Origin of the sequence: Endozoicomonas sp. ALB091 (assembly GCF_049310265.1) — a bacterium.
Lineage (GTDB): Bacteria > Pseudomonadota > Gammaproteobacteria > Pseudomonadales > Endozoicomonadaceae > Endozoicomonas.
The window spans coordinates 468,036-480,319 of sequence record NZ_JBLYNQ010000003.1 but is presented as its reverse complement, the minus strand read 5'-3'; the positions used below and the strand labels follow the sequence as shown (position 1 = coordinate 480,319).

9 protein-coding genes are annotated in these 12,284 nt (G+C 46.9%); 3 read left to right on the top strand and 6 right to left on the bottom strand.

Going from position 1 to position 12,284, the window contains the following annotated elements; translation table 11 throughout:
• Window positions 1-170 precede the first annotated feature (170 nt).
• The 3 genes from ACO6UX_RS05040 to ACO6UX_RS05030 are packed head-to-tail and all read left to right on the top strand — an operon-like array spanning window position 171 to window position 2,647.
• The gene (locus ACO6UX_RS05040) at window positions 171-566 is read left to right on the top strand and encodes a hypothetical protein (protein ID WP_422445436.1); all 396 of its coding nucleotides are present in this window, start codon (window positions 171-173) and stop codon (window positions 564-566) included.
• Between the two features lie 3 nt (window positions 567-569).
• A complete protein-coding gene (locus ACO6UX_RS05035; RefSeq protein ID WP_422445434.1) occupies window positions 570-2,414 on the top strand; it encodes a hypothetical protein in 1,845 nt (614 codons plus the stop codon).
• The gene (locus tag ACO6UX_RS05030; RefSeq protein ID WP_422445432.1) at window positions 2,414-2,647 is read left to right on the top strand and encodes a hypothetical protein; all 234 of its coding nucleotides are present in this window, start codon (window positions 2,414-2,416) and stop codon (window positions 2,645-2,647) included. The genes ACO6UX_RS05035 and ACO6UX_RS05030 overlap by 1 nt, the downstream gene beginning before the upstream one ends.
• Window position 2,648: 1 nt before the next feature.
• Here ACO6UX_RS05030 and ACO6UX_RS05025 read toward each other — a convergent pair whose 3' ends face one another.
• The 6 genes from ACO6UX_RS05025 to ACO6UX_RS05000 all read right to left on the bottom strand — a co-directional run bounded on the left by ACO6UX_RS05025 (window position 2,649) and on the right by ACO6UX_RS05000 (window position 12,278).
• A complete protein-coding gene (locus ACO6UX_RS05025; protein ID WP_422445430.1) occupies window positions 2,649-3,521 on the bottom strand; it encodes a GIY-YIG nuclease family protein in 873 nt (290 codons plus the stop codon).
• A gap of 374 nt (window positions 3,522-3,895) precedes the next feature.
• Window positions 3,896-5,785 carry an NACHT domain-containing protein gene (locus ACO6UX_RS05020; protein WP_422445428.1) on the bottom strand — a complete coding sequence of 630 codons (1,890 nt, stop codon included), beginning with the start codon at window positions 5,783-5,785 and terminating at the stop codon, window positions 3,896-3,898.
• A gap of 46 nt (window positions 5,786-5,831) precedes the next feature.
• Complete coding sequence (gene istB / locus ACO6UX_RS05015; RefSeq protein WP_422444680.1) at window positions 5,832-6,575, bottom strand: IS21-like element helper ATPase IstB; 744 nt, start codon at window positions 6,573-6,575, stop codon at window positions 5,832-5,834.
• 11 nt (window positions 6,576-6,586) lie between these two features.
• Entirely contained in the window at window positions 6,587-8,116 is a 1,530-nt protein-coding gene (gene istA, locus ACO6UX_RS05010) for an IS21 family transposase (protein WP_422444748.1), read from the bottom strand.
• A 529-nt stretch (window positions 8,117-8,645) separates the two neighbouring features.
• The gene (locus tag ACO6UX_RS05005; protein ID WP_422445426.1) at window positions 8,646-9,104 is read right to left on the bottom strand and encodes a toll/interleukin-1 receptor domain-containing protein; all 459 of its coding nucleotides are present in this window, start codon (window positions 9,102-9,104) and stop codon (window positions 8,646-8,648) included.
• Between the two features lie 156 nt (window positions 9,105-9,260).
• Entirely contained in the window at window positions 9,261-12,278 is a 3,018-nt protein-coding gene (locus tag ACO6UX_RS05000) for a type III restriction-modification system endonuclease (RefSeq protein WP_422445424.1), read from the bottom strand.
• Window positions 12,279-12,284: the final 6 nt, after the last annotated feature.

Here is a 12,284-nt window from a genome sequence, read left to right as displayed (position 1 = left end):
AAGCTTGGTACAGCAGGCCTCCTGTTGCCACGATGAAGGCTTTGCGCAGCCGTGAAGCCCGAGTAGCAGCAGTGAGACCTGCTCAAATTTAACTTAATGGTCAGGCAAAAACTTTAGAGTCGAGTGTTAGCGGGAATATCAAAGAGAATGATCTACCCGTCAGTCGTCGGGTGTTTGCTGTCAGCCAAGAAGCTCTGCCCATCGGAGGATCAAATGATACCAGTCAAGCCGTATTGGGATCAGCAATCAGTGATCCTGATAGCGGAAATTACAGTATTGATACATCCCCTTATGAGGGAGCAGTGCTTGTCGTTGCTGAGGACAACTTTGGTAGCGAATGGCAACCTGATACCAATTATCAGGTCAACGATGTTATCAGGCCGCTCAATTTCCAAGGCTACGTTTACTATTGCACTGTTGCTGGAGCGAGCAATAGCACTGAGCCGGTGTGGTGGATTGATACCGATAACGTCCAAAGTGTAGGCACTGCAAAGTTCAAGGCGAAGCCATTCAGTCGACCACTAGCCCATGGCCCAGTTAATCCTACAATTATCCCAAATCAATAATTTATGGCTTATGTAATTACAGCTCCGGTTGATTTCGCTTTCGGTCTTGATGCATATAAGCCGGGTGCTGACTTTGGCTTTTATCCGACAGCCAGATATGCCTTTGTTCCGCCACCTTCCGTTATCCGGTTTTATCAGGGTAATTGGAAAAAAGCCGTTGGCCGACAGCAGCAAAGAGTGGCGGTTTATTCCACCAGTCGGCCTATCAGCTCTTCCCGGACGCAAAGTAGTCGGCAGGCAAGGTCTGTAGAAGCTTCACCTTTTGGGCTATTTTGGGGGGCAGTGGCTAAAAAGGAAACTCAGGTCAGTTTTAGTTATAGCGACAGCCTGAAAAAAGAGGCGACAGCTGACGGGCGTTGGCAGCAGGCTGTTAGCATAGACGGTCATAAGTCGCAGCGATGGGATCAGTCCATTCAGGCAAAGGATGAGAAAGATCGTATTCTCTGGAACCGACCTGCTGTAAGAGACAGCAACCAGATCAGCAGCTTCCGGCGAGTGGATGAGTTCAGTCCTACTCACCAGATAGAGAAGCTGGGCTATCTGATACCGAGCCTTATTAATTTCCGCTTTGCTGGCATTCCCTATTCGCCCGAAGCTACACCTGCTGTTTATTTCCGAATGGGACGAGTAGCTGATGCCAAGGTTATTCAGCCAAGGGATAGCAAGCGGCGCTTTGCTTTCCAGAAAAACAGAGCCGAGGATCAGCCGGTTATTATACCGTGGGGCTTTGGCCAGAAAGCCAAGGATGAGAGCGTTACCGGCAACTATGGCGGCGAGACAGACCCGGTCGTTGTGGAAAAGCCGGAGCCGGAACAGCCAGAGATCAGGGAGAGTTATCTGCTTATGAACATCATCACCACCGTCGTATTGCCTGCCCGGACACCGCTTGAACTGCCCTCAATGGAAATTAGCCTGGATATTGATAGCTTCTCATGGAGCTTTACCGGGCAGCTGTGGGGCGCTTCCAATATCGCACTGGTGGAACCGGACGAGAACGGTCCGAAGCAGATCGAGGTGGATATAAACGGCTGGAAATGGGTATTTATCATCGAGCGTTACAGTACAGATAGACGCTTCGGTGACGAGCGTTACACCCTCTATGGCAGCAGCCGAACCCAGCTGCTCGCAGCACCTTATGCGCCACAACGAAGCAAGAGCAACAGCGCAAACCTCAACGCCAAACAGGCCATTACCGAAGAACTGGCAAATACCGGCTTTGTAGCTGCTTATCCTGATCTGAACGACTACAGCACACCGGATTGGATTATGCCCGGAGGCTCATTCAGCTATCAAAACCAGACCGCTATGCAGGTGGTGGCCAAGATAGCCACAACGGCAGGATCAGTGATTATTCCAAGCCGTGCTATTGACCAGGTGAGCATTCAACCCCGATACCCGGCCAGCCCATGGCACTGGAATACGGCCACGATGGATAAGATCATTCCGGCCAGTATGGTTATTAGTTTGAGCGCCAACTGGCGACCGGAGCAGGCTTACAATGCAGTCTATGTTTCCGGGACCAATGCAGGCGTAGCGGTCAACGTCAAACGAACCGGCTCCAATGGCGATAACCCGGCTCCCGATATTCTGGAAGACTGGCTCACGGAAACGCAGGTCAATACTGAGCGAGGCCGGAATGAGCTGGCTAAGGGTGGTAACCAGAGCATTACCACCATCGAGCTGCCATTGACCGACACCAACACAGCACCCGGGTTAATTGAGCCGGGTATGCTGGTCGAGGTTCAGGATATAACGGGGGACTGGCAAGCCCTTTGTCTGGCGACCAGTATCAGTGCCAGTGGCGTGGGAACCGTTATTCAAAGCATTGAATTGGAGAGGCACTACTAATGGCAACCACAAATATCTGGCAGCAGTTCAAAGCGCTCATTCCTGAAGGGATGCGGATCGTGGCTACCATTACCGCCAATAACGGCAATGGCACCAGTCAGGCAGAGCTTAGAGATGGCTCGGTTATAGCGGTTAAAGGGGAGTCTGTAAGTGTTGGGGAAAAAGTATTTATTGAAAAAGGTGAGATCAAAGGTACTGCGCCGAGTTTGGCGCAGTACGAAGTGGAGGTTTAAGTTAAAGCCCAAGATCCCTTAAAGATTGCTGATGATCATTGACCCAGGAAGTCGGACCATTAGTACTTCGCCCCCTAAGCGTGCAGGCAGCTGCACTGGGGCTACTGAACTCATAATCTTCGGTGAAGACATAACAATTATCACTTTCCGCGAGTATGCCTTTTTCAATTAGCCTGGTTCTACTGGCCCGCAAGCGTTCAGGGCAAGAATTAACGGGGTGTTCAACCGCCTGTGAGCCTTTAAAAACGGTAAAGCCACCCTCAGAGCGCTTACCAGTTGCCATAAGCGAGCCTTTGACCTTGCAATAAAATAACGATGCACTCTCTGATGCAAAAGCGGAAGTGGTACTGCCAGACTTGGTCGTTGGCAAAGAATATACCAAGTGGTGAATCCCCAACACAGGCAGTAACTGCAACATGCGCTCAATATAAACATCCATTTCTGCACGATCCGCTTCAGGCAATGAAGAGCCGCTTGCAGCATTATTCATGATAATGGTTCGCTTATTAGTTTGAGCCAACTGAATCAGTTTTCCCTCTATGTAGCGTATATGGGCTTTCGTCAGGTTATCGTCTTTGCTGACAAAGGCAGAGGTATGAATCCAGTAGTCTTTTTCCTCATTTTTGGCATGCTGTTTCAGCCGCTTGGAAACGTCCTCTGCTTCGCCTATGTAAAAAACCGGATCTCCAGACTCAGAATCAGTGCCCGTTAGCAGATAAACCCCTGGGCTGCTCAACTCTGGCCGAGTCAGAAAATCATCAAGATCACTTCGAGGTCCGGCAATGGCCTTGCCTGTCCAATTGGAAATTTCGGCGGTACGCAGTCCGGTTGGGCTGCCTTTGACAAGGAACAGTTTGATAGTGGCTGGCTGCATATACGAGAATCACGTTCAATAAATATACAAGCCATATCGACCCCATCAACTTGATCATTATTGATTGGCAAGGGTTTTGGAGAATCTGTCAACTACATAAATATCCTGCAGCAGTTCAAGGCATTGATACCTGGAGGAGTGGAAGTTTTGGCTGGCCTCACCGCAATAACGGTAATGGCACCAGTCGGGCAGAGCTTCGGGATGGTTCGATTATTACCGTGAAAGGGGAGTCAGTGGGAGTTGGTCTAAAGACTTTTGTTCAGTGAGGAGAGATAAAGGGGGCTGCGCCTGATATAGCGCAGCATGAGGTGGAGGTTTAGTTTAGAAATTAAAATTTGAAGTGAACTATAGTGCTACTTGTTAATGAAAACCACCTAATATTTTAACTGTTTTTTCTGATCCAGTATTCTCTGGGTATCCATAGAGATTTTGAGGGTGCTGGAAATTCTTTGTTTATCTTGATAGTTGACTGGGAACATATAGATGTGCTGGATAATAATTTCTCTTAAAATTCGAGCACATGTTGGATTTGATGAAAATTTATCATTCAATAACTCAATGTTTCTGAAGTCAAGGTTTTTATGAAAATGAAGGTCTATGGCTTGATTTATCAAATTGATTGAGTTTGTGTTAAAATCTTTTTCAATTTCTTTATAAATCGCTTCTGCTTCAGATGATCCCATGGATGTAGAGATTTTTCGTATAACTCCAAAAATAACACCGTAGGTTAAAAATAGAAAAGCACTTTTAGCTTCTTTTTCAATTTGTTGATTTGTTAAGGCTGGGTTTTCTTGTAAAATGTTTTCAATAATCTTAATTACTTCATGTTTTGATTTGTTAGCTATTCCCAGAAAGTAGTCTAAAAATCTTAGTCCTGTATTCATTCCTTCATGGACAAGAGAATATAAGTCAGGTCTTTTCAGTGAAGCATGACGGTTTCTGACAATTTGTCCAGCAATTTCAATACCCCTGAAGGTTTTATTAATCTGTGCTAATGTGTCAGATGGCTGAAGGTCATCAATATAATCTTCTCGTATTTGCTTGTGTTCTTCAATTTCATCCATTCGTTTATCATGGGATTCTCGCTCATCCTTTATTTTTCTTTTCTCAATAATAAGAGTAGGTATTTCTTTTATGAATTCATTCATAAACTCCAATGTTGCAGAGTCTAAGCTAGATGGCTTCTGCTCTTGGAAAAGTTCCATTAAAGTTAACTGTATTTCATCAAGAACCCATTGATCTTTAGTATGATGAGTAAGAAATATTATGATATTTGAACAATCTTCATTATGAAGATTGTTTAGTAGTTCTGAAACTGCGGTCTTTGTTTCATTGTTAGATCTAAAGTTTTCAGCCATTCTTTTTGCAGTAAAGAAATAATATATATATTTATACTTAAAATGTATCAGTTCATTCACTTTAAAGAGTATGTGTGTTTTTATAAGAGTTTTTATTATTTCTTCACGGTTGACGGGAAGGAAATTTTTTTCATAATCTGCAAAGAAATTATTTAGATCTAATTCAGTTAGCTTTGGCTTTTGGCTTGAAAACATAAACCATGCAAGCTCGGTCATTACGTTCAGGTATTTATCAATGTCATCACCTTTTATTTTTGCTTTATCGAATGACTGATACACTAGGTATTGATAGCAATGACCATGTGAAGTTAAGTCGTATTTTTGTGGTGTATACGTCTCAAACATTTGTAGTAGCGTTAAAATATATATAGGCTTTGGAGGGATAATGTGCTTCCTTACCATTGGATTTATTTTTAGTTTTATTTGATCAGTTAGTTTATATAGTTCATCATCTTCTATTATTTCCTCTCTACCAAGGGAGACCCATTTCTCAATGATTTCTGTCCTTTTTATATTGCCAAAAGGAACGATTTCATAGCACGAAAAGTCTTCAAGTTCATCAATGTCATGAGCGACAAATTGGAATGTATTTGATGATATAAGTATGCATGTATCAAATTCTGACTTACATTGGGAAATCAGTTTTTCAAGATTTTTAGTGTTGAGCTTTATCTCGGAAAAGTCATCTATGATAACAGCTAATTTTCTATCACCTAAGGCTTCACGATTTGGTTTGTATTGATTTCTTAATTCTGAATCAATTATGCTGTTAAGATTTGAACTTTTTATATTAATTCCGTTCAGAACAATGGGTAGATAATCTGAATTAAGCAGTGAAGCAAATAGTTTTTTTGAAAGGTGCATATTCTGGTAAACGTGAACGCTAATTCTGGTAAGCGTGAACACCTCCGCTTACCCAAGCACTGCCCTCCTTTATTTGTAGCCTGAGTGTTCACGACCCTCCAGTTTTGGTCTGATTTTTTCTCATGGACTTTCCCTTGAGTTCCAACCGGTGGGCGTTATGAATCAGCCGGTCCAGAATGGCATCAGCCAGCGTCGCGTCACCGATGCTGTCATGCCACTTCGATACCGGTAGCTGGCTAGTGACGATGGTAGAACTCTGGTTATGCCTGTCATCCATAATCTCCAACAGGTCATTGCGCTGGCTCTGGGTCAGGGGCTCAAGCCCCCAGTCGTCCAGTATCAGCAAATTGACTTTCGCCAGTTGCTGCAGGAGCTTGCTGTAGCTGCCATCACCGTGAGCAATGGTCATGGCTTCCAGCAACCGGGAGGTCCGGTAGTAGCGCACACTGTAACCGCGCAGGCAGGCACTGTGGCCAAAGGCGCAACTAAGCCAGCTTTTGCCAGTTCCACAGGGTCCGGTGATCAGCAGGTTCTGGTTTTTGCTCAGCCACTCACCCGGTATCAGTGAGGCCATCTGGGAACGGGTAATCCCCCGGGGCTGCTCATAATCAATATCCTCCAGGGTGGCTGCCAGTTTGAAACGAGCTGCTTTCAGTAACCGGGCCAGTCGTTTGTTGCTGCGGTCCGCGTCCTCCTGGTCAATAAGCAGGGCCAGCCGCTCTTCGAAGCTGAGCCCTTCATAGGTGCCGGGTTGCTCACTCTGCAGGTTCAGGGCATCCGCCATGCCTCCCAGGCGCAGGCTGCGAAGGCGAGTCAGGTTTTGATTGATCATGGTCTCGCTCCTCACTGGTAAAAGCTGGCGCCGCGAATGTTTTCATGGCTTCTGGTCACACGATCATCGTCGCTGGTTTCTGCCTTGTTCAGCGGGATTTTGTCTAATCCGGACTGGAGGATCGAACGGACATTAGCAACTCGCCGACCACCGGTGTTTCTGGCCCGGTGGCAGGCCGCATTCAATCGGTCAGCGCCGTATTCACGCTCCATGTTGAGCAGTCCAAGACAGGCACGGTAAGCCTGTTCCGGATGCTCTTTGCTATCGAGCAGTTGCTGAGTAAACCACAGGACGTCGGGGCCCAGCTTTTTCGCCCAGTTCAGGAGTCGTCCCGGTGTCCACTGCTGCTGTTTCTGGTGGCGCTCTGGCATATGCTCTGTGCGGGTGGTGAAGCCGGTTCCCCATTTGCGGGGATGGCTGGCTACCGGCTTCCCCTTGTAGAAGATCTGCACCAGTTGCTGTCCTGCCCGGATTTCCACCTGCTCACGCACCAGCTGATGGGGCACTGAGTAGGAGTGGTTTCCATACTGCACGTGGTAGTCAATATTGACCCGGGCATACTTGAATTCGATGTATTCAAATGCCTCCCGGGGTAAGGGCCTGAGCGCCGGTTGATCCAGCTGCTCATACAGCGTACGACGGCAACCGGGTTGCTGCTTGAAAGGTCGGTTGTTGAGGTCTTCCAGCAGGCGTCGTATTTCCTGGTTCAGCTCCGCCAGCGAGAAGAACGTAGTATGGCGCAGGCGCATTAATATCCAGCGCTCAACGACCTGCACGGCGACCTCTACCTTTGCCTTATCTTTCGGCTTGTAAGGCCTGGCAGGCATGATGGAGGTGCCAAAGTGTTCGGCCAGGTGCTGGTAACTCCGGTTGATCTGTGGCTCGTAGCGGCAGGCTTTGGATACTGCGCTGCGCAGGTTATCCGGAACCAGCAACTGGGTCACGCCGCCAAAGAACTGAAACGCCCGGGCCTGGGAGCAGAGAAAGTCCTGCAGGCCCTGGGTCCAGCTGGCTTCAGCATAGGTGTAGCTGGATGCCCCCAGCACGGCAACAAAGATCTGTGCTGGCGCGGTTTCGCCGGTTTCACGGCTGACAATGGGGACGGTCAGACCCGCATAGTCGATAAACAGTTTTTCGCCGCCCCGGTGCTCCTGGCGCATGGAGCGTTTCTGCTTTTTGCGCCACTCATTGTAGCGATGGCAGAACTGGGCATAGCTGTAATGGCTGTGGGGGTAAACGTCACAGTATTCCTCCCAGAGCACCTGTTTGGTCATTCCCTTTTGCTTGAGGGAACGGTGAATATCGATCCAGTCAGGATCAATCAGCCCTTGATATCGGCGGTTAATGGCTTCAGGAGTGAGCTGGTTGATCAGTGACGTATCGTCCATCTCATTCGGCAGTGGCCAGCTCAGCCCGGATTCACTGAACAGGTTCAGGTATTTGGTGATGACACCCGTGCTGATTCTGAGGCTGACAGAGATCTGTCGGATGGTTAACCGGCACTCGAACCGGAGTCGCAAGATGTCCCTGATTTTACGCATTGGTAACCTCGTTTCCATTGGCATGGCCGCTGCTCCTTTTGATTGAGAGTTAAGGGGAGCGGCACAAGTTGAACGAAATCAATGCTTAAGAAAGGGAAATAGTTACGTTACCGTTACGATTCTGGTGTCGTGAACATGAATTCTGGAGTCGTGAACGCGATTCTGGAAATCGGGCAAAAATGTTCACGATCAGCCAGAATCCATGTTCACGCCTGGCCAGAATTCGTGTTCACGCTTTGCCAGAATGAGGGTTCACGATTAGCCAGAATATGCAAAAGGGAGGTTTTTCCTGATTGGTCGTCTCCAAGTATTAAATAATTACCTTTATTAATTAAAGAGTTAATGGTTGTTGTTTCTGATATTTTATCTAAATTTCCCCTTAATATTTTTAAGTCTGGAGCTACGTAAATATCGGGTAAAATTATTTTAGTCTTGTTTCTGTGATTAAATTCAACTTCCGTGTCATTTATCCAAGCTTCATGCGCTTCTGTAATTAATGAACTGTTCGATGCACAACTTTCTACTTTTACTAAAGTCTCATCTTTTTTTTTAGGTCTTCTATGCTGGCTTTAATTCCTTCTATTACATTAACCCAAGCTGCATCTATGTTATCCCATGTTGAAATTGGCTTCACATCCTTGGGCAATGCTTGCAGCTTTGCGAAGGGGGTGTCTCCCCAATGACAGTCTCTTAGAATGATAGGAATGACCACTGCAGACCCACTATTGTGTCTTTCTACAGCCCTAGTCATTTCCTTCTCATAACAAAAGTCAGAGGCTATAAAATCAGGGCTTACCATTAATAAAATAAGGTCTGCTGATTCCAGTTTTGCAAATATTTCTGACTTCCACTCTTGCCCTGGTATTAGTTGCCTGTCATCCCATGAAGAAATTACATTGTTTCTTTTGAGAGATGAAGCGTGTTTATTGAAAGTATCTTTATAGTGTTCATCTTCGTGGCAGTAGCTTAAAAAAACTTTAATGGTCATAAGCGTTTCCATACTAGAGATAATTGTGTGATCTATATTTAGCTATAGCTAGATATAGGTTTCAGGGGATTAACAATGTATATAAAAAGAAAAGAGATAGCAGAACAAAGCAGTGATTAACTTTGGACGTTTCAGAAAATTGAATAGCTAGGTCATTCAAGCTATCTGATCAACAAACGACTCAAAGTTATTAGCTTTAGCAAAACTGACATCCTGCCCAAGCGCCTTAAAGTGCTCCCGGCCGCAGTCCATTTTAGCTTTTTCTGTAGGCCTCAGGGCATCACTGAACAGTGAGCCTTTGGTTTCCACCACAAAATAGAGATTCTGGCTGCCATTGTTCTCCACCAGTACCGCCCAGTCCGGGTTATAGGTTCCCAGCGGGGTATCAATTTTGAACCAGTCTGGCAATTTAGCGTAAACATTCACCTCTTCGCTCTTCTCAAAGGCTTCGGCAAAGTCGTGCTCTACATCGGAGTCGTAAATGACATGGTCATACACCGATTTCCCCGATTCAAGCATATTCTTACCCAGATAGCCTTTCAGCTCCTTATCCTGGAACAGCTCCTGACAGTAAAAATGGTCATCACCAATCTTTTGGTATTTGATGCCATCCACAATAAACCGGCGCATCACCCGTTGGATGATGTTAGTGGCTTCATCAATAAACTTCTGTGGGTTATTACGAAAGGCATCAAGTCGGTTGCACCGGGTAAGGATGCTGACGATTGAGCGACGGGTCAGGTTAGTGGCGTTTTGCAGATAACTGACGATGTCCGGCAACTTATAGTCTTTGGCATCATAGGTATAGGTTTGAGTTTTGCTCTCCGTTACCTCTAGTCCACTGCGCTTGGTGGCGACGGTGCCTTTGGCGTATTCAAACTTGGTTTTACCGGCCACCAGATCTTTCTCAATGGTTTTGGCACACTCTTCTACCAGGGCATGGTGATCAAAATCCACCCGGTACGTGGTCTGGTATTTAATGCGTTCCCACAACGACTTGAACTCTTCACCGAGGAAAACCGCCTTATTCAGTTTTACCGTTTCCCGCTTGCTGCTGTCTTTGATGTTAAGGCCGCCCGCTACCTTTTTCAGGGCTGCCTGAATCTGCTCTGATTGGGCCATCACGTCATAAGGCAGGTCAAGGTTGCCCTCCTTCAGGGCCGTTTTAAGATCATCCTGAACCTTGCCTTTCTTGTCGATATAGCCAGCATCGAGGAGATGCTGCCAGATCTGTTCTGACTTCTCAGCACCAAGAAATTCAGGCTTTTCCCCCTGGTGTCTGATCACGATATTGGCAAACAGGTGGTCGTCCACCACGCCAAAGCGAATGCCTTCTTCTTCCTCGATCTCTTTTTGCAGGCTGGCGACAAAATCCTCATAGGACTCATTGGCCATCACTGTCAGCGTGTTCACCTCAAAACCATGCACCCGTTCGCCCTGCTGGTTAACGGCAATGCGAAGACCACGACCAATCTCCTGTCGTTTTTTAATCACCGAGGCGGTTTCGTTCAGGGTGCAAATCTGGAACACATTGGGGTTATCCCAGCCTTCTTTCAGCGCAGAGTGGGAGAACAGAAACTTCAGTTTGCAGTCCAGGCTCAGCAACCGTTCCTTCTCTTTCATGATCAGGTTGTAGGCGCTTTCATCCGCCGCCGTTTTCCCGCCTTCGCCCTTGGCAGAGAGTTTGGAGTCTTTAAACTGTGCTTCACCAGCGCTGTCTTTCTTTTTATCAATGGCGAAGTAACCATTATGAAGCTGGCTCACTAACGCCTCTGGCGAGGTCTCTTCAAACAGGCTGCGATATTTCCCTTTGCGGGCAATGTTGACATATTCTTCTTCAAAGATTTTGGCGTACTTGCCTGGCTGGGCAACGCCATCCTGGTAAAAGCGATAATTGGCGACTTTATCGATAAAGAACAGGCTGAGGACCTTAATGCCCATGGGAATCAGCAACAGCTCTTTTTCCAGATGTTCTTCAATGGTCTTGCGGATTTGCAGACGCTTAAACTCATCGTCATCGACACCGCCAATCAGCTCACCTTTGCGGATCTCATCGGGCTTGCTGGTAAAGTCGATGTATTCATCGCCGGTTTTGCAGTAAATATCGTTGATGACATAGCCTTCATAGACATCACGACCGCCAGACAACTCATACAGGTCATCGTTGGCTTTGACGGTTTTAACCACCCGCTTGACCTTGCCGGACTGCATGACATCCATTTCGATCTTTGCCGAGATGCCACTGTTATTGCTTCTGGTGTCGAGCAGTTTGATGTAGGCCTTGTTGTGCCCATCGCGCACATCGATATGGGCCACTTCAATCTGTTTCACCAGCTTCTGCTCGTAAGCATCAATGGAATCCAGCTTGTACAGCAGGTTGTGCTTGTCTTTATGGGTCGCAGAATAGCGGAAGGTACACAGCGGGTTCAGAGAAGCAATAGCTTCTTTGGACTTGGCGGTGGTGTCCACACTCTGAGGTTCATCAATAATCACCACCGGATGGGTCGAACGGATAAACTCGATGGGCTTCATACCACTGAGTTTGTCGTGGGTTCGGTGGATCAGGTTGGCTTTGGTCTCTTTATCCGGATCGGTAAAGCTTTTGCGAAAGGCGTCAATATTGATCACCATGATCTGAATATAATCATTGGTGGCAAAGCTGCGAACCTGGTCCGGCTTTTGAGAATCGTAAACAAAGTAATCGTACTGAACGTTGTTATACTGCTCTTTAAAGTGCTGCTCGGTAATTTGCAGCGACTTGAACACCCCCTCCTTAATGGCCACCGATGGCACCACAATAATAAACTTGGTGAAGCCGTAGCGCTGGTTCAGCTCAAAGGCTGAGCGCAGGTAAACGTAGGTTTTGCCGGTGCCGGTCTCCATCTCCACGGTAAAGTCCATGGAGTTCAGCTTTTTGGATTGTTTGAGGCCCTGGTTCAGCTGCACTTGTCGTACGTTATCCAGCAGCTCATCGGGCAGCAGCTCCAATCGGTTACCCACACCCAGATCATCGTATTCCGATCCCTGATAGAGATCAGCCTGATGGGCAGCAGGGGCACTGTAAGCCGGTACGGAAAAGTTAGTCTGGCAGGTTTCCTGGCCTTCAAAGACACTGACCACCGAATCGATGGCCACTTTTTGATAATCCAGATCGGGATCAAATTGAATCTTCATTGTCTA